Raw genomic sequence first — 18,011 nt, 5'->3', positions numbered from 1 at the left:
ACTTTTTATAGCACTTCATATAAATCAAACCTCAGCTATTATAACAAAAAGCGCATCCATTTGGAATCAGTATTTGAACGCATATAACGGAATGGTAAATCAAACTTCGTCGTATTGTGCACCAGACCTTTTTGATGGCTGAACGTTTCGAAACTATATTTGCCGTGATATCCGCCGATTCCACTGGCACCGACACCGCCAAACGGTAAATTATGCTGTGCGACATGCATGAGTGTATCGTTCACGCATCCGCCGCCAAAGGAAATCCGGTTCAAGACACGTTCCTTAACGAATTCGTTTTCTGTAAATAAATAAAGGGCCAGAGGTTTGTCACGATCCGTAACAAAGGTGATGACATCTTCGATTTCGTCATATACGAGCACCGGTAAAATCGGACCAAAGATTTCTTCTTGCATCAATTTCGAATCAAGAGGAACGTTCGTCATGACGGTCGGAGCCATTTTTCTTGTTTCCGGATCGACTTGTCCGCCGAACTCGATGTTTCCTTGTTCGAGATATCCTGTCAATCGTTCCAAGTGGCCATCCGAAACGATTTTGACATAAGATCCCACGCCCACTCCGTTGCCATACTGGGAGAACGCCTCTTCTTCAATCAAACGAAGAAATGTTTCCTGTACGTCCCGATGAACGAAAACATAGTCCGGAGCGATACACGTTTGACCGGCATTTAACCATTTCCCCCAGGCAATCCGTTTGGCCGCGAGTCTTAAATCTGCATCTTTGTGGATAATCGTCGGAGACTTGCCGCCCAGTTCAAGCGTGACCGGTGTTAAATGTTTGGCTGCTGCTTGATGCACGATTTTACCGACACGGGTCGAGCCGGTAAAGAAGATATAATCAAACTTTTCTTCCAACACGGCTGTACTTACTTCTGCGTCACCTTCGATCACGACACCAAAACGTTCGTGAAACGCCGTCTCAAACACTTCGCGTAATACACGCGAGACGTTTGGCGTCAATTCCGAAGGCTTTAGAACAACGGTATTCCCAGCCGCAATCGCACCTACGACAGGGGCAAGGGCAAGTTGGAAGGGATAATTCCAAGGTGCGATGACAAGAACGTTTCCGTAAGGCTCAAAACGGATTTCACTTTTCGAGCCGAAATGCAACAATGGCGTCCCGACACGGCGCGGCTTCGCAAGACGGCGTAATTGTTTTTCCATCCGATTGATTTCGCCGTAGACAAAACCGATTTCTGTCGTAAAAGCGTCTTGACGTCCTTTATTCAAGTCGACTTTCAAGGCATCGTAAATGGCTGCTTCATGTGTTTCAATTGCTTGTTTCAAGAACGTCAACATACTTAAACGAAAAGCAATGCTTCGTGTCGCACCTGTCTTAAAGAAACCCCGTTGTACTTCGACCTGACGTGCTACATCCAATCCCGTTGTCGTCAATCCCATCCTTAAATCCCCCTTGTGAGCTCATTCATTTCTACCTTCTCATTCTACCATAGCTGTCAGGGCAAATAAAAAAAGCGGAGAGTCTTTTCTCCGCCTTTCGTTTACAGTTGGATGGCTGTTTCAAGTGCGACTTTCATCATGTCGTTAAACGTCGTTTGACGTTCTTCCGCTGTTGTCTCTTCACCCGTCAACAAGTGATCGGAAATCGTCAAGATCGTCAAGGCATTGACTTTATGTTTGGCCGCAAGTGTGTAGAGACCTGCCGCTTCCATCTCGATTGCGAGGCAACCGAAGTCCGCCCATTTTTTAAAGTGATGGAAATCATCTTGATAAAATTGATCCGTCGTAAAGATTTGACCCACTTTTGCGTCGATTCCGTGTTCTTTCGCTGTCATATACGCTTTGTGCAATAAGTCAAACGATGCTGTCGGCGCGTAATCGAGTCCGTTGAAGCGGACGCGGTTTTGTGCCATATCGTGTGATGCACTCATGGCGATGACGACGTCGCGAACTTTAACGTCCGGTGTAATTCCGCCGGCAGTACCGACACGAATCAGGTTTTTTGCGCCATATGATTGAACGAGTTCATTGGCGTAAATCGACATCGAAGGAACACCCATACCAGTTCCTTGAACCGAAACTTTTTTACCTTTATACGTCCCTGTAAAACCATACATTCCGCGGACTTCGTTATAAAGAACGACGTCCTCTAAAAATGTATCGGCAATATATTTTGCACGAAGTGGATCTCCTGGAAGTAATACGGTTTCTGCAATCTGACCTTCTGCTGCGTTAATGTGTACGCTCATGTACGATTCCTCCTCTAAATAGTGACTAAACCGACAACAACTCTCGGAACTCGTTCGGAGTCATTCCGAATTGCTTTTTAAAGACTTTCCGAAAATATTTATCATCATGGTATCCGACTTCCAGCGCAATCTCGTAAATCCGGGCATCCGTCTCACCCAACAATTCTTTTGCCCGATTTAAACGGATGGTTTGAATATAATCCGATAGATTAACGGAAAAACGCTGTTTGAATCGTCTTGAAATATATTCCCGACTTAAATAAAAGCGTTCACTCATGAGTTGAAGCGTTAGTTCTTCCGCATAATGTGTCGAAATGTATTTTGCAATTTGATCAATCGCTTCGCCTTGTTCTTGAACAGGACCGATCAATTCCATAGCGCGCCCGAGAGCGTCATTCAAAATATCAGGATCAATCGGCTTAAGTAAGTAATCAAACGATTGGTGCAAAATCGCCCGACGCATATACGTATAATCATCATACCCTGTCAATACAATCGTGACGACCTTTGGATGATGATTTTTTGTCCATTCGAGTAAACTTAGTCCGTCGAGTCCGGGCATTTCGACATCCGTCAACATCAAATCGATTTTTTCCTGTTCCAAAAAACGTTTGGCAGTGACCCCGTCATCCGCCTCAAAGATGTTATCAATCTGCCAGGTATCCCACTCTCCAAGCAATTTCACCGCGTCGCGCACATGTTTTTCGTCGTCTACGATCAATACATTCATCATAGTTCCTCCTGTTCAACGGGAATTCGAATGACGATTCTAAAACCACCTTCAGCCGGAGACTGCAGGATCATGCTGGCTTCTTCTCCATAAAAGATTAATAGACGTTCGTAGATGTTGTGAAGACCGATTCCGGACGTTTGACGGTCTTCCGGTCGGCGGTGCATTCGCATTGTTTGATCAATACTTTCCAGTTTTGTTGCTTCCATGACTGAACCGCTGTTTTCGACTTGAATGATGAGCTGGTCCCCATCGTTTCTGACTTTATAGGCGAGGTAATTTTCTGTCGCATCTGTCTGTTGATTAAACGCATGCTTAAAATAATTTTCAGCAAAGGGTTGTAAAATCATCTTCGGGACTTCAATCGAATTCATGTGCCACGGTACATCGACGATATAACGGAACCGATCCGGAAAACGTTGCTGCTGAAGACGCATATAAGATTGAAGATGATCGACCTCCTGCTTCAGCGTGACAATCGTCTGTTCATTATTCATGGAATAACGCATCATCTGCGACAGTCCTGTAATCGAACGATATGCGATTTTCCGGTCACCCTGTAATGTCGTTGTTCCAATCGATTGCAAGGCATTAAACAAAAAATGAGGATTCAATTGAGATTGTAAAGCCCGCAATTCGTTTGTCCGGTTTTCAAGCGCCAGACGGTATTCCCGTTTAATCAGCCGGTCGATTCGTTGAATCATCCGCTGGAACTGCCGATTCAGCAACCCGATTTCATCGTTGGTCGTCGCAACGAATTGTGCCGATAAATCCCCCTGTTCGACACGCCAAACGTTTGCTGTCAGCTGCTTGATCGGTTTTGTGATTTCAAGTGCTGCAAGACTGGCTGCGATAATCATCAAGACTAATGAGCCGATCCCGATCAAAATTAAAATCAGCGCCGTTTCATTGGCACCTTTGACGACCGATGCATATGGGGTCGTCTTGACCAATGTAATGGGAACACCTTGTGTTATCGTTTTGGCATATACGATAAAGGAGTCTCCGACGCGCATGCTCCCGCTCTTGCCCGTCAATCGGTCATTCGTGACCGGAAGTTCTTTGCCTGTCTTCGCAATCAGTTGGTTTCCATTCAACAGCCAAAGCGATTCACCGGGAAAATTTTCGAACAGCTTTAATTGTTGTTCAAAGACACTCGTCGGAATGTCGACTGAAAGAAAACCGAGCGGTTTATCCGTTTCCACCCGATTGATCCGATAACGGAAGCTGACGATTTCTTTCTCATCCAAAATCATCGTATGTGTATTATAGGCGGCAATCTGATGTGCCGGATCAATCAGCCATCCGTTTTTTTGTTTCATCAAACGAAAATAATCGGTCTCCTGCAGCCAATCAAACTTTCCCCGGCTTGATGTTTTCATGTTATAGACCGAGTACTCCGAATTTCCTTTTAAGATGACAAAATGAAGCTGCTCAATGTCTTGTCTTGATAAAAAAAGTCCGAGCAACGCCCGTGAAATCACACCTTCCGATTCACTGAGCTCGGCATCTGCGCCGACGTTCATGATATTGAGCAAGGAGCGGTTGGCATACAAACTTGTCGGCAACCGTCTTACATCTTCCATATAATGACTGATTTGGTTACTTCCTCTTTTCAGACCGCTCAAGCTTGAACGTTCCGCCTGCTCGATGTTCTGGTGGCGCACATAGAGATAAGAAGCTGATGTAGCAAGCGTCGTCGGAATCAGAATTGCTAAGACGACAAGTCGGATCAAACGTGTTCGGATGCTCTTCATCGCCGTCTCCTCCATCCTTTTTCTTCTAATAAGTAGTATAGCACAGCTGTATCCGCTTACATGTATGTCTTTTATTTGTTTGTACCCGCTATCATTTACTCCAATTTATATCGACTGAAAAACAATACTTGATTCCGAATGAATATTGATATAACATCGTTAATGTTCGTTTTTAACAAACTTTCGAGATTAAGGTGGTCTTTGACTCATGTTTAAACTTTCAGCACACGATACAACGGTCAAACGTGAAATTCAAGCTGGTTTTATTACGTTCATCACAATGGCCTACATTCTTTTCGTCAACCCAACTATTTTATCGGAAGCAGGCATTCCGCAGGATCAAGCTTTCTCGGCAACGATCATCGCTACTTTGATCGGGACATTGTTGATGGGCTTTTACGCCAACCTGCCGATTGCGGTAGCACCGGGAATGGGCTTAAACGCTTATTTCACTTATACGCTCGTCATCGGCGAAAAAATTCCTTACCAAACAGCTTTATCCGTTGTTTTTGTCGCCGGAATCATCTTCCTTTTGCTATCCTTGTCTCCTTTACGGACAAAATTAATCGAAGTCATTCCGACGACGCTCAAATTGGCCATCACCGGAGGAATCGGTTTGTTCATCGCTTCCCTCGGTTTGAAGATGTCCGGTATCCTTGTTGCAGACCCTGCTAACTTGATTACCATCGGCTCTTTAACGTCACCGGAAGCACTGATTACGTTAGTCGGATTACTCGTAGCTGCCATTCTGACGGTGAAACGTGTTCCGGGTGGCCTGTTGTATGCGATGGTCCTGTCGGGAGTACTCGCTTTCTTAACAGGTGAATTGACGTTCTCGAAAAGCTTGATTGCTTTGCCGACTTTACCGGAAGGCATTCTTGTCGCGAATCCGATCACTGCCGTTCAAGACGTCATTCAATATGGTCTCTTCAGTGGTGTCCTTTCGTTTGTCCTCGTCACGATGTTTGATACGACCGGTACGATGGTCGCAGTCGGTGAACAGGCTGGACTGATCGAAGAGGATGGTTCCCTGAAAAACAGTGAACGCGCCTTGTTATCTGATTCAACGGCAATGATTGCCGGATCGATGTTTGGAACAAGTCCAACAACAGCCTACGTCGAATCGGCTTCCGGTGTCGCAGCCGGTGGACGCACCGGATTGACATCCGTCACGGTCGGCATCTTATTTGCGCTCTCGGCAGTGTTCGGTCCAATCGTTCAATCGATTTCAAGTGTTCCCGCTATTACAGCACCTGCTTTACTCCTGGTCGGTGCGTTGATGTTACAAAATATTAAACAAATTGAGTGGGAAGATTTCAGCGAAGCCTTTACGGCGTTCATGGTGATCATCATCATGCCGCTGTCCGGCAGTATCGCAACAGGGATCGCCTTCGGATTCATCATCTATCCGATTATGAAAGCTGTCCAAAAGCAGCGGGTCCACTTCTTGATTTATCTGTTCGCCGTCCTCTTCTTCATCCAATTGTTTTTCCTTCATTAATAATAAAAAACGTGTTGTTTCCAAGAAAAATTGGAAGCAACACGTTTTTTTATTATTTCTTCATTTTTTCCCAAGTCTTCGTAAAGTCTTGTAACATCTCTTCTGATGTTTTTTGTTTCCCTACGTACGCTTGCATGATGGCACCAAATTCGTTAACGGCGCCGTCCGGATATTTGAACCAGTTCCATGAGATGGTTTTATCTTCTTTGGAGTACTTGATGATATCGTCAGCAAGTGGTCCAAGATCGGCTGCTTCGATTGATTTGAACGCCGGGATGAACTTGAATTTGTTGACCATATAATCTTTTCCTGTGTCAGATGTCGCCATCCACTCGAGGAACTTTTTACCTTCTTCTTTATTTTTCGAGTTTTTGTTGACGACCCAGTTATTCGGTACGCCGACCGGAAGTCGATCCATTTTTTCTTTGTCATCATTGATCGGCATCGGAATGAAGCCCATCTCGATATCCGGATTCACATCCGTAATCAATTGTTGCGCCCAGTTTCCTTGTTGGATCATTGCTGTTTTTCCTTCAGCAAACTGGGAAACTTGTGTATTATAATCTGTCGTCAACGGATTTTTGTTTCCGTACTTGATCGTTAAATCAAACAGATTCATGAACTCTTTAAATTGTTTATTATCTTCGAACTTCCCTTTGCCGGAGTTCAGATCAGCGATGAACTGATCCGGATCATCCTGTTGGGCCATCGGGATATTCATCAAGTGATTTCCAAGAATCCACCACTCGCCGTATCCGATTGAGAATGGTGTAACTCCGTCCGCTTTCAGCTTCTTGGACGCTTCTGTTAATTCCGTTAAAGTTTTTGGCAACTCTGTAATACCGGCTTTCTTGAAGATTTCTTTGTTGTAAATGAAACCGTAACCTTCCAAGTTCATCGGCATACCATACAGTTTTCCGTCAATTGTCATCGGTTCTTTTGATAGGTCTGTCAAATCACTGACCCATTTTTCATCCGAAAGATCTTCCAGCTTGTCTTGCCATGTTTTCGCTTCTGTAAATCCACCGTTGTTGAAAACATCCGGTTCGTTACCCGAAGCAAACTGAGATTTCAAGGCTGCGCCATAATCCGATCCGCCGCCGACTGTTTGAACGACGACTTTTACGCCCGTTTCTTTTTCATACGCCTTCGCCATCTTTTCCATGTCTTTTGCGATTTCAGCTTTAAATTGGAATACGTTGAGGGTCTTCCCGTCCTTAGAAGAGCCACTGTCCTTTGAGTCATCACTATTGAGTGTTCCACCGCCACCACATGCTGCAAGTGCTACGACCATTGCGGTCGTCATAACTGGTAGTGCTGCCCATTTACGTTTACGCATTCGGATACCTCCCTGATTTTCGAGTTGATAATCGTGCTACGCTTTTACAATAAATGAAAACGCTTGCAATAAAAACGGATAATTTTGTCCGGTGCGGTGGAAAATATTGAACAATCGTTATCCGACAAAAAAGCTCGGGATTAGTGTATGATAAAAGAAGATACTACTTCACGAAGGAGTTTGATGCAATGTCCCTACAGTTCACGATTTTATTGATTGGTTTATTGTTATTCACCGCAGTCTGGACGACGAAATTATCAAGTCGTCTCAATATTCCGGCTCTCCTGATTTTCATTGCCCTTGGCATGATTGCCGGCAGTGACATTACCGGATTCATCCGGTTTGATGATGCCGAACTGGCACAGTTACTCGGTACCGTAGCGCTGATCATCATCTTATTTGAGGGAGGTCTTCAAACGGCTTGGAAAGAAGTGAAGACGGAACTCTCGCCTTCTCTGTCTCTTGCCACGTTTGGTGTCTTCATCGCGACGACGATCGTTGCCGTCGCCTCTCACTACATTCTCGGCTTCAGCTGGGCTAACGCTTTTCTCCTTGGTGCCATTGTTGGATCAACGGATGCTGCTGCGATTTTTTCAGTTCTCAGCGGACAATCCGTCCGGCGAAAGGTCGGTTCAACGTTAGAACTCGAATCCGGTACCAATGATCCGATGGCGGTTTTTCTGACCGTCTTCTTCCTGGAATTCGTGACAAACCCGAAGGACGCTTCGCTAGTTTCCGGTTTAACATCCTTAGTCTGGGAAATGGTGATTGGTTTATTGCTTGGTCTGTTCATCGGCTGGATTGCCTCGACGTTACTCAACCGGATTGATCTCAGTTCCTCGAGCTTCTATCCGATTCTCTTGATGTCGTTTGCTTTTCTTTCGTTCGGTATTGCCGACACGATTCATGCCAGCGGTTTCTTAGCCGTTTATGTGACTGCCATCTACATCAGCAATCATGAGTTGGTTTACCGTCAAACGCTCGTCCGTTTCACGATGAGTATGGCGCACTTGGCGCAAATCGGGATGTTCATCGTGCTCGGGTTACTCGTGTTTCCGAAACAGTTGCTCGATCCGCAGGTGATTCTATCGTCGATTGCCCTTGCTTTGATTCTAATTTTTATTGCCCGTCCTGTGTCGGTTTGGCTCAGTCTGCTTCCCTTTAACTATTCCTGGCAGGAAAAAGTATTTGTTTCCTTCGCCGGTTTAAAAGGAGCTGTTCCGATCATTCTTGCGACGTATCCGCTGGTTGCCGGCATCGACAACGCCGGCATGATCTTCAACATCGTCTTTTTCACCGTTCTGTTATCGACATTAATTCAAGGAAGCATGTTAACGTTCCTCGCTGATCGTCTTCATTTGAATGACACGGGTTCTTCCGCCATTCAAACGGTCATCGAGTTCATGTCGATCGGAAAACCGAATGCCGAAATCATCGAATTGACGATTCCGAATTCCCATCCGTTCGTCGGTAAAGCCATCGCGGATATTGATCTTCCGCAGGAATTTTTAATTACGGCGATTATCCGGAACGACCAAATCGTAACACCCCGAGGAGATACGATTTTTGAAGGTCGGGATCAGTTGCTTCTATTAACTCCGAAACACCGGATTAAAACGCTAAAACGCTTTTTATTCCCTAAAACTCCATGAAAAAAGGACTGACTTAAATAGTCAGTCCTTCAGATCGTAGACAAACCCTCATTTCAACGTCGAAATGAGGGTTTGTCTTATGCAGTCGTATAAAATGATGTGAAAAACAAGGATTCCCACCAGAATCCCATGACCAGTTCGCCAATTTTTTGAGGTTCAGGGCACTAAAAGTAAGCATCGCTTGTAGCGTTGTTTTTTTCAGACCACGATATCGGGCCCAACGCATGCCATGCTTTTCTTTTGCATCTGCGAAGACGCGTTCGATGGTCTCCTGTCGTTTTCGATACAATGCCCGATTCACAGGAGTATGCCGTAAATGCTCCACCTCATCCATTGCTTCCTGCCAGAGATGACGTAGAATCATTTTTTTATTCTCTTGGCTCTTCGTGCATTCTGAAAGAAAAGAGCACGACGAACAGATTGTTGGATCAGAGACGTATTCTTGATACCCCTCTCGATTGGTCGTCCGATAACGAAGAACTTGATTATTGGGACACAAATAACAGTCATAGTATTCGTCGTAATAGAAGTCTTTCGTTTTGAACATTCCTTTCACCCCTCTGGGGCGGGTATAAGGAAAAACCGGTAAGATGTTTCGTTGAAGAAGGTGACGTGCGAGTTGGACTGTCTTGTAGGCAGAATCGGCTACGACAGCGAATGGCTGACTGAAACGATGACTGACGGATTCAAGAAGAGGTTCAAGCATTTTACTATCATGTACATTGCCAGGTGTGAGGATCAGTCCAAGTACGAAGCCATTTCGATCACAGGCTGTATGGCAAGAATAAGCGAATAGTCGTTCACGTTCCCCCTTCACGTAGTAACCACTCTCAGGGTCTGTCGTACTTTCCTTGATTTCCCGTGTTTCAAGACGGCTCTCCTTGGGGGTGAAGGGCTTTTTTCCATGCAGTACCCGATCCTCGTTGATTTCCAGGTCGAGTTCTTCTTTATAGTGTTGGATAGCGCGACGGACAATCTTTTTCTTCTTGAACTTTCGTTTGTTCGCGTTCGCCTTGATGTGTGTAGAATCCATGAATAGGACCGAAGGGTCCACGAACCCAGCTTCTACGCCTTGTGAGAGGATACGATAAAAGATGGTTTCGAACACATCCGTGTCCTGAAAACGCCGAACGTAATTCTTTCCGAAAGTAGAGAAGTGCGGCACCTTCTCATCCAGTCCGATTCCGAGAAACCACCGGTACGCGACATTCGTCTCAATCTCCTTAATGGTCCGACGCATCGATGGAATACCAAATAGGTATTGGAGAAGTGCCATCTTAATCAATAAAACAGGATCGATACTAGGTCTTCCGTTATTTTCACAATACAGTTTCTCTACTAAAGGATAGATGAATTCAAAGTCCATGACCTGGTCGACTTTTCGAACGAGATGGTCCTGCGGGACCAGTTGTTCCAATGTGATGGTGATGTTCTCAGAACGATGATGTTGATCTCTTTTGCCCATCATAATGAGTCCTCCTCTTTCGAATATCTATGCTAGTTTTATACCCGGAAGTACGAAAGAAAAAGCGTTTGTTCGCTCGAAATCGCTTCCTAGGGAAAAACAAGCAGGAGCGACCCAGCAGCAAAGCGATGCGGCGCGATGCTTGTCCCAGGAAAACGATTCGAAGCGAATAAAAAAGCGGTTCTTCTCCATCAAGAGAAAAACCACTACTTTGTCTTCAGTCTGAAGGACTGACTTAAATAGTCAGTCCTTTTTTGTATCCTTAACGCTTCGATTTCAAGCGGCGATACATGATGTAACCGATGATCCCAACGACGATGATTCCGAGAATCCACCATAATTCCTGTTCAAGTCCCTTCAGCATGGACTCTGCCCGTTCAACTCCAAACTTTTCTCCCAACCAAACATAAAAAAACGAAACCGGGAACAAACCAATGCTCGAGGCGAGTACGTATCGTTTGAAAGACAAGTTGAACAATCCACACGGAATGGAGACGACTGAACGAACAACCGGGAAGAAACGACCGAACAAAGCAGACCATGAACCATATTTCGATACGATTCGTTCCCCTTGAACAATTTCCCGTTCCTTAATCATCAACCATTTTCCGTAGCGCACCAAAATCGGACGTCCGGCGTAACGACCGAGAAAATAAAATAATGTCGCCCCCATCAGACTGCCGAGAAAACCAATCAAGACGGCTGCAGTCCAACTAATCGTTCCGTTTGATACATAAAGACCAAGTACCGGCAATCCGACTTCAGCCGGGATTAATTCCGTTCCGAGTCCAAGAATCATAATTCCTAAAAACAGCCAGAGATTCGACTCTCCGGCTGAGAACAACCATTCTAACATCCAACCACTCCTCTAAATCAGCCTCGTGCAGGACGAAGAAGATAATAAATGATGACGACGAGCGTCGTCCAAACTCCTGTAAAGATCCCGATGATTCCGACGATAAAGAAGCCAAGTGCCATCATTGATCCTGTGCGTTTGTAATCACGCCACATCGTCCGTAATCCTTTGATGTTAAACCAAAGAAACGCGACGAAAAGTAGGGCAAACACTAATCCTGTAATGAGTATCGCTGACATATCTTCACCTCTCTCTTATTAGTTCATATGCCCATTATAACGTGTTTTCACACGTCTTTCCTCCGTCTGAGGTCGGATGAACTTATTTTTATGTATAAAAAAACCATACTGCCGTCCATAAAATCATGGTCAGCAGTACGGTTTGCATTATATTTATCAATACATCACTCGTTCTTACAGCAGGTGCACACCTTGCGCACGGTACGCCGCACGTGTTTCATCCGACCAGACCGATGCTTGAACTTCACCGATATGACGTTTCTTCAAGAGGAACATCGCCATCCGGGACTGCCCGATTCCGCCGCCGATTGTCAGCGGAAGTGTCTCTGCCAGTACCCCTTGATGGAACGGGAAATCAAGTTTTGCCTGTTCGCCTGTTGTCTCGATTTGTGCGAGCAGTGTGTCGCGGTCGACCCGGATACCCATCGACGACAATTCGAATGCTCCGATTTCCGGATGGTGAACTAAAATATCACCGTTGAGTGTCCAGTCATCGTAGTCAGCCGCTCGACCGTCATGTTTTTCTCCGGACGCCAATGCGCCACCAATCTGCATCAAGAAGACTGCCCCATACTCTTTTGTTACTTCCGTTTCCCGTTCTTTTGTCGAAAGGGTCGGATAGGCGTCCTCAAGTTCTTGTGTCGTCATGAAATGGATCGTTTCCGGTAAAATCGCTTCAATCGCGAGTTTCTCTTCGACTTCATGTTCCACTTGACGAATGGACGCGTAAATCGCACGCACCGTCGTCTGCAAGTAGTCGATCGTCCGCTCTTCTTTTGTAATGACACGTTCCCAGTCCCACTGGTCAACGTGAATCGAATGGGTTTCGTCCAGTACTTCATCACGACGGATAGCATGCATCAATGTGTACAAGCCTTCTCCTTTTGAGAATCCGTATGTGTGGAGTGCCTGGCGCTTCCACTTCGCAAGAGATTGAACGATTTCGAGTTCTGCCTGATGGTCAATTGCATCAAAGCGGATGACGCGTTCGATTCCGTTCAGGTGATCGTTGACTCCGAGTGTACTTTCGACGAATAACGGTGCTTCGACGCGTGTTAATCCGAGTTGTGCCGAGAATTGCTCCTCAAAGCGTTTTTTTACAAGTGTGATGGCTTCCTGTGTCTGTTTCATAGATACGAGTGTTGTCATGGTAATCTTCCTCCTCAATTGTGTGTTTGAAAAAGAAGCCATAAAAAAGAGCCCTTCTCTCCCAAGAATATGGGACGAAAGACTCGGTTCCGCGGTACCACCCATGTTAACAGCTCAGCTGCTCACTCAAAAGACTGATGATCAATTATCATCTCAATCTTCGGCCATATGATAACGGACAGGCGACTCCGGCTACGCCTACTGACTTCAGTGTTCGGGTAGCGACTCCGGGATGTTCTTCGCAACTTGTTTCCGACTGGGCTCTCACCGCCCCCAGCTCGCTAATCCGGTTTTACAAGATGTTACTCTTCCCTTCAACGTCGTTGTTACAATTGAATTGAGAACATCGTACACCATCCGGCAAGCATTTGAAAAGCCCTTTTTTCAAAAAAAAAATAAAATAATCTGACTAATCAGATTAACCAATCAAAAGAAAAACGTTCCCGCAGAAGCGAGAACGCGCTTACATCTTATTTGATGGAACCACTCGTAATTCCTTGAATAATTTGTTTTTGCATTGCAAAGAAGAAGAGTAACAAGGGAATGATCCCGAGGATTAATCCGGCAAGTGCTAAGTCCCACTGCTTCGTATACTGACCGAAGAAATAGAACGTCGCGAGCGGAATCGTCCGCAGTTCGACATCACGCAACATCAGTGACGGCAACAAGAAATCATTCCAAATCCACAGTGTGTTTAAAATGACAATCGTCACTGTGATTGGTTTAAGCAACGGGAAAACAATCCGCCAAAAGACACCCCATTGGGAACAACCGTCAATGATGGCTGCCTCTTCAATCTCTTCCGGGATCGATTTCATAAATCCATGATACAAGAAGATCGATAGACCGGAACCAAAGCCGAGATACATCAAAATCAGACCCCAGTAACTGTTTTGCAGTCCAAGATCCCCCGACAGTTTCGACAATGGAATCATAATCGACTGGAACGGAATGATCATCGCAGCGACAAACAGGAAAAAGATGATGGTCGACAGACGCGTTTTCGTCCGAACGAGTTTCCAAGCGGCCATCGAACAAAAAATGACGATGACGGCATTTGCACCAACAGTAATGATGACGGAGTTCAGGAACACTTTCCCGAAGTTCATCGCTTCCCAGGCATCGGTATAGTTCGAGGTGATCCATTCTTTCGGAAGTCCCGATGTATTCGTAAAGATGTCACCCTGTGTCTTAAAGGAATTCGAAATGACATAATAAAATGGAATCATATACAGTAACCCCATTAACAACGCGGCAATCTCGACGGTTCCGAGGCGTACGGAATAACGGCCGCGCTTTTTCGGTACCGGTTGCTCCGGCTTCAGCTCCGGTTTCGGTAAAGGTTGTGCAGTACTCATGCTTCCACCTCCCGTTTTTTCGTCAAGTACACTTGAGTGACGGTAATCGCAGCAACGACCACAAAGAAAATGATGGCTTTGGCGGAACCGAGACCCAGGTTATTGTTTGTAAACGATTCTTTATAGATGTTCAGCGCCAACATTTCCGTCGATTTAAACGGTCCGCCGTTCGTCAGCGATAAGTTCGTATCAAACAGTTTGAATGACCATGAAATCGTCAGGAACAGACAAATCGTGACCGAAGGCATGATCAGCGGAATCGTAATGTTCCGTAAAGTCGACAATCGGTTGGCCCCGTCAATTTTGGCTGCTTCTATCAGTTCCTGCGGGACATTTTGCAAGGCCGCAATATAGATGACCATGATATATCCCCCGCCTTGCCAGATCGAGACGATGACAATTCCCCAGAAACCGGTTCGGGCGTCACCGAGCCAAGGAAGTTCGAATAAACTCCACCCTGTCAGTTCGCCAATCGATGCAAATCCTTTAACGTAAATGAACTGCCAGACGAATCCGAGAATCAATCCGCCGATTAAGTTCGGCATGAAGAAAATCGTCCGTAAAAAATTCCGTGTCCGAATATTTTGCGTGAGTAAAAACGCTAAGATAAATCCAACCAGATTCGTTAAAACTACGGCAACGACGGTATATTTCGTCGTCAGCCAGAAGGACTGCTGGAACTGTTCGTCCACTGTGAACAGCCGGACATAGTTGTCAAATCCAATCCAATTTAATTCACCGGTGATTCCGTTCCAATCTGTGAATGAATACATGACACCATTAAAAAAAGGTACGAGAACGATTACTGCGAACACCAAAAAAACGGGTCCGACAAACATCCAAAATTCAAGTCCGCGCTTTACTTTTTTCTTATTGCTTACTGCCATTGCTCATCCCTCCTCTATCCCTAGACTACGAGACTTTCTATAAAATGAAAACGCAACCATTTGACCCATTGGGTGGAATATATTGAACGATTATTTGGCGCGTTCGTTTCAGATAAGCTACTATTAAGGAAATATAGAGAAACTTATCTTGAGAGGAAGATTACGCCATGGAAAAAACGATTCGTTCTGATTTAGAAATTGCCCAGCAAACCATCCTACGTCCCATCTCCGAAATTGCCGAACACATCGGATTAACTGACGCGGATTATGATACGTACGGAAAATACAAAGCAAAGTTAACAGACGGACTGGTGAAACGATTGGCGACGAAAGCAGATGGAAAACTGATTCTTGTCACAGCGATTAATCCGACGGCTGCCGGAGAAGGAAAATCGACAGTCACGGTCGGACTTGGTCAAGCGTTACATCGACTCAATCATAAAACGATGATTTGTTTGCGCGAACCGTCACTCGGACCAACGATGGGGTTAAAAGGTGGAGCCTGCGGTGGTGGGTACAGCCAAGTCTTGCCGATGGAAGAGATTAACCTGCATTTTACAGGCGATATGCATGCCATTACGTCAGCCCACAATACAATCAGTGCCCTGCTCGATAATCATCTTCATCAAGGAAACGACTTAAGAATTGATCCGCGTCGTGTGACGTGGAAACGTGTTCTCGACCTGAATGACCGCGCCTTGCGACAAATCACAATTGGGCTCGGCGGACCGGCTCACGGTGTTCCGCGTCAGGACGGGTTTGATATCACGGTTGCTTCGGAAATCATGGCTGTTCTTTGCTTAGCGGATTCCATCACGGATTTAGAGGAACGGATCAGCCGGATCGTCGTTGCCTATTCGTACGACCAACAGCCGGTTACAGTCAAGGATATCGAAGCTTCCGGTGCTGCGACATTACTCTTAAAAGAAGCCTTCCGTCCTAATCTTGTCCAGACGGTCGAAGGCACACCGGCTTTGATCCACGGCGGTCCGTTCGCAAACATTGCCCACGGCTGTAACTCGCTGATCGCGACACGCACTGCTTTGAAGCTAAGTGATTATGTCGTCACGGAAGCCGGATTTGGTGCCGACCTCGGCGCGGAAAAATTCTTTAACATCAAATCAAGGATCGGTCATTTACATCCGGATGCTGTTGTTGTCGTTGCGACCGTCCGTGCATTGAAAATGCATGGCGGGGTGGCAAAAGATCAATTGGCGGAAGAAAATTTAGCTGCTTTAGTCGAAGGGCTGGCATTGCTCGAGAAACACGTCGAGACAATGGATCTGTTCGGTGTCCCGGCCGTCGTCGCCTTGAATCGTTTCGCAACCGATACCGATACGGAACGCGAGAGCGTGCTTGAATGGTGCCGTGAACGGAACATCCGTGTCGCGGAAAGCGAAGTCTTCAGCCAAGGGGGAGCTGGCGGAGAAGCATTGGCGGAACAGGTCTTTGAGGCTTTGGAGGAAGAGAGTCAGTTTACACCGCTTTATCCGGCTGAACTGCCGCTGACACAAAAAATCGAACGGATTGCCAAACGGGTCTATGGTGCAGCAGATGTGCACTTCGAAGAAAAGGCATTACGTGAGCTTGAACGTTGCACCGAACAAGGACTCGGACATCTGCCGATCTGCATGGCGAAGACTCCATTCTCATTGACGGATGATCCAAGCAAGTACGGACGTGTCGAAGGATTTACGATTACTGTCCGTGAAATTAAGCCGTCCATCGGTGCGGGATTCATCGTCGCCTTGACCGGGAATGTATTAACCATGCCGGGTTTACCGAAAACACCGGCTGCCAATAAGATGGGAATTTCTGAAGACGGAACGATATACGGACTTTCTTAATCAGGGAAGGATGATAGATGTGACAATCGACCATACACACTGGGTTGCATCAGACGGCTATACGACGACGATGCATCTGTTAGAAGCTACTGCTCCGAAAGGGGTCGTCATTGTTTTCCACGGCATGATGGAACATGGCGCGCGCTATCAAGAGTTTGCTGAATTTCTTTATGCCCACCATTATCACACGATTATCCCGGATTTACGTTGTTTCGGTGCACGTGCGCAACAACGGGAGTCACTCGGGCATCTGGAGCCGAATCATGGTTTTGCGCAACTGATGCAGGATGCTGAAGAACTGGTTTACGATATCAAGGACCGTTATCCCGATTTGCCAATTTTTGTATTCGGTCACAGTTTCGGGTCACTTATTTCAAGACGCCTCGGTCAGACACTTGGGCATGAGCTGGCAGGTATCATTGCAAGTGGTCCTCCCACGGACAGCGGTTTACTTGGAAGCGTCAGTCAAAAAATTGTCGGACGTCTCATCGAACAGACTTCTTCTCAGCACCCTGCTGAAGGAATCAGTAAACTGATTTTCGGCCGGTACAACTTACGTTTCTTCCCGGCACTCTCATCGAATGCCTGGTTATCTTCCGATCCTCAATCGGTCTTACGTTACGACGAAGATCCTTTATCGGGAAAAACCGTGACACTCGGCTTTTTCCATGAGTTGCTTGCGGCGACCAAATCCGTCAACTCACTGGCTTATCTGTACCAACACCCGCGCCATCTGCCTTTGTTGCTGATCGCCGGGGAAGATGATCCGGTTGCCTTTGACGGTAAAGGAATCCATACGCTGTTTGACGCTTACAACCGTGTCCGTGTCGAAGGCGTTCAACTCACCGTCTACCGTGGATTGCGGCATGAGTTATTCCATGAGTTTGAACGGATCCGTGTCTTTGCAGATATCGCGGGCTGGCTGAACAAGCAAGTCGGCTCACATCCACTTTCTTCCATGCGAAAGCAAGGACATCAATAAAAAACGGGGTGCTCTCAGT

Annotated in this window: 15 protein-coding genes and 1 other annotated feature; of the genes, 4 read left to right on the top strand and 11 right to left on the bottom strand. The window is 46.0% G+C overall.

The features are described from left to right. Positions 1-38: 38 nt before the first annotated feature. The 4 genes from R7V76_RS08670 to R7V76_RS08655 form a co-directional block, all read right to left on the bottom strand. Entirely contained in the window at positions 39-1,421 is a 1,383-nt protein-coding gene (locus R7V76_RS08670; RefSeq protein WP_318092081.1) for an aldehyde dehydrogenase, read from the bottom strand. A 101-nt stretch (positions 1,422-1,522) separates the two neighbouring features. After that, on the bottom strand, positions 1,523-2,230 hold the full coding sequence (gene deoD, locus R7V76_RS08665) for a purine-nucleoside phosphorylase (protein ID WP_012369495.1): 708 nt from the start codon (positions 2,228-2,230) through the stop codon (positions 1,523-1,525). Between the two features lie 25 nt (positions 2,231-2,255). Next, positions 2,256-2,960 carry a helix-turn-helix domain-containing protein gene (locus R7V76_RS08660; RefSeq protein ID WP_318092079.1) on the bottom strand — a complete coding sequence of 235 codons (705 nt, stop codon included), beginning with the start codon at positions 2,958-2,960 and terminating at the stop codon, positions 2,256-2,258. Then, the gene (locus R7V76_RS08655; RefSeq protein ID WP_318092077.1) at positions 2,960-4,717 is read right to left on the bottom strand and encodes a sensor histidine kinase; all 1,758 of its coding nucleotides are present in this window, start codon (positions 4,715-4,717) and stop codon (positions 2,960-2,962) included. Before R7V76_RS08655 ends, R7V76_RS08660 begins: the two co-directional genes overlap by 1 nt. A gap of 208 nt (positions 4,718-4,925) precedes the next feature. Here R7V76_RS08655 and R7V76_RS08650 point away from each other — a divergent pair, with 208 nt between their 5' ends. Then, positions 4,926-6,218 (top strand): NCS2 family permease, encoded by a 1,293-nt coding sequence (locus tag R7V76_RS08650; protein WP_318092075.1) that lies wholly within the window; start codon positions 4,926-4,928, stop codon positions 6,216-6,218. 52 nt (positions 6,219-6,270) lie between these two features. On the opposite strand, the gene R7V76_RS08645 is transcribed toward R7V76_RS08650, so the two are convergent. Continuing rightward, positions 6,271-7,557, bottom strand: coding sequence for an ABC transporter substrate-binding protein (locus R7V76_RS08645; RefSeq protein ID WP_318092074.1), 1,287 nt, complete (start codon positions 7,555-7,557; stop codon positions 6,271-6,273). A 188-nt stretch (positions 7,558-7,745) separates the two neighbouring features. Here R7V76_RS08645 and R7V76_RS08640 point away from each other — a divergent pair, with 188 nt between their 5' ends. Beyond that, entirely contained in the window at positions 7,746-9,209 is a 1,464-nt protein-coding gene (locus tag R7V76_RS08640) for a potassium/proton antiporter (protein ID WP_318092073.1), read from the top strand. 13 nt (positions 9,210-9,222) lie between these two features. Here R7V76_RS08640 and R7V76_RS08635 read toward each other — a convergent pair whose 3' ends face one another. The 6 genes from R7V76_RS08635 to R7V76_RS08610 form a co-directional block, all read right to left on the bottom strand. Next, positions 9,223-10,677, bottom strand: coding sequence for an IS1182 family transposase (locus R7V76_RS08635; RefSeq protein ID WP_318092072.1), 1,455 nt, complete (start codon positions 10,675-10,677; stop codon positions 9,223-9,225). Positions 10,678-10,936: 259 nt separating this feature from the next. Next, complete coding sequence (locus tag R7V76_RS08630) at positions 10,937-11,530, bottom strand: DedA family protein (RefSeq protein WP_318092071.1); 594 nt, start codon at positions 11,528-11,530, stop codon at positions 10,937-10,939. Between the two features lie 17 nt (positions 11,531-11,547). Then, complete coding sequence (locus tag R7V76_RS08625; RefSeq protein ID WP_012369488.1) at positions 11,548-11,769, bottom strand: hypothetical protein; 222 nt, start codon at positions 11,767-11,769, stop codon at positions 11,548-11,550. A gap of 174 nt (positions 11,770-11,943) precedes the next feature. Further along, positions 11,944-12,918, bottom strand: a complete 975-nt coding sequence (asnA, locus tag R7V76_RS08620) for an aspartate--ammonia ligase (RefSeq protein WP_318092070.1) — start codon at positions 12,916-12,918, stop codon at positions 11,944-11,946. 67 nt (positions 12,919-12,985) lie between these two features. Beyond that, positions 12,986-13,245, bottom strand: a binding site (T-box leader). A 143-nt stretch (positions 13,246-13,388) separates the two neighbouring features. Beyond that, positions 13,389-14,276 carry a carbohydrate ABC transporter permease gene (locus R7V76_RS08615; protein WP_318092069.1) on the bottom strand — a complete coding sequence of 296 codons (888 nt, stop codon included), beginning with the start codon at positions 14,274-14,276 and terminating at the stop codon, positions 13,389-13,391. After that, a complete protein-coding gene (locus R7V76_RS08610) occupies positions 14,273-15,163 on the bottom strand; it encodes a carbohydrate ABC transporter permease (RefSeq protein ID WP_012369485.1) in 891 nt (296 codons plus the stop codon). The genes R7V76_RS08615 and R7V76_RS08610 overlap by 4 nt, the downstream gene beginning before the upstream one ends. 167 nt (positions 15,164-15,330) lie before the next feature. Between R7V76_RS08610 and R7V76_RS08605 the strand changes: the two genes are divergently transcribed. Continuing rightward, complete coding sequence (locus R7V76_RS08605) at positions 15,331-17,010, top strand: formate--tetrahydrofolate ligase (RefSeq protein ID WP_318092067.1); 1,680 nt, start codon at positions 15,331-15,333, stop codon at positions 17,008-17,010. Between the two features lie 10 nt (positions 17,011-17,020). Continuing rightward, complete coding sequence (locus R7V76_RS08600; RefSeq protein ID WP_318092066.1) at positions 17,021-17,992, top strand: alpha/beta hydrolase; 972 nt, start codon at positions 17,021-17,023, stop codon at positions 17,990-17,992. Positions 17,993-18,011 lie beyond the last annotated feature (19 nt).

Source organism: Exiguobacterium artemiae, assembly GCF_033342815.1.
In the GTDB taxonomy this organism is placed as follows: domain Bacteria; phylum Bacillota; class Bacilli; order Exiguobacteriales; family Exiguobacteriaceae; genus Exiguobacterium_A; species Exiguobacterium_A artemiae_A.
This window is presented reverse-complemented; position numbering and strand designations above follow the sequence as displayed.

What these genes read in the sequence shown, in the direction of transcription:
- R7V76_RS08670 (WP_318092081.1), bottom strand. Translation starts at nt 1,421, where the DNA reads ATGGGATTGACGACAACGGGATTGGATGTAGCACGTCAGGTCGAAGTA.
- deoD (WP_012369495.1), bottom strand. Translation starts at nt 2,230, where the DNA reads ATGAGCGTACACATTAACGCAGCAGAAGGTCAGATTGCAGAAACCGTA.
- R7V76_RS08660 (WP_318092079.1), bottom strand. Translation starts at nt 2,960, where the DNA reads ATGAATGTATTGATCGTAGACGACGAAAAACATGTGCGCGACGCGGTG.
- R7V76_RS08655 (WP_318092077.1), bottom strand. Translation starts at nt 4,717, where the DNA reads ATGAAGAGCATCCGAACACGTTTGATCCGACTTGTCGTCTTAGCAATT.
- R7V76_RS08650 (WP_318092075.1), top strand. Translation starts at nt 4,926, where the DNA reads ATGTTTAAACTTTCAGCACACGATACAACGGTCAAACGTGAAATTCAA.
- R7V76_RS08645 (WP_318092074.1), bottom strand. Translation starts at nt 7,557, where the DNA reads ATGCGTAAACGTAAATGGGCAGCACTACCAGTTATGACGACCGCAATG.
- R7V76_RS08640 (WP_318092073.1), top strand. Translation starts at nt 7,746, where the DNA reads ATGTCCCTACAGTTCACGATTTTATTGATTGGTTTATTGTTATTCACC.
- R7V76_RS08635 (WP_318092072.1), bottom strand. Translation starts at nt 10,677, where the DNA reads ATGATGGGCAAAAGAGATCAACATCATCGTTCTGAGAACATCACCATC.
- R7V76_RS08630 (WP_318092071.1), bottom strand. Translation starts at nt 11,530, where the DNA reads ATGTTAGAATGGTTGTTCTCAGCCGGAGAGTCGAATCTCTGGCTGTTT.
- R7V76_RS08625 (WP_012369488.1), bottom strand. Translation starts at nt 11,769, where the DNA reads ATGTCAGCGATACTCATTACAGGATTAGTGTTTGCCCTACTTTTCGTC.
- asnA (WP_318092070.1), bottom strand. Translation starts at nt 12,918, where the DNA reads ATGACAACACTCGTATCTATGAAACAGACACAGGAAGCCATCACACTT.
- R7V76_RS08615 (WP_318092069.1), bottom strand. Translation starts at nt 14,276, where the DNA reads ATGAGTACTGCACAACCTTTACCGAAACCGGAGCTGAAGCCGGAGCAA.
- R7V76_RS08610 (WP_012369485.1), bottom strand. Translation starts at nt 15,163, where the DNA reads ATGGCAGTAAGCAATAAGAAAAAAGTAAAGCGCGGACTTGAATTTTGG.
- R7V76_RS08605 (WP_318092067.1), top strand. Translation starts at nt 15,331, where the DNA reads ATGGAAAAAACGATTCGTTCTGATTTAGAAATTGCCCAGCAAACCATC.
- R7V76_RS08600 (WP_318092066.1), top strand. Translation starts at nt 17,021, where the DNA reads ATGATAGATGTGACAATCGACCATACACACTGGGTTGCATCAGACGGC.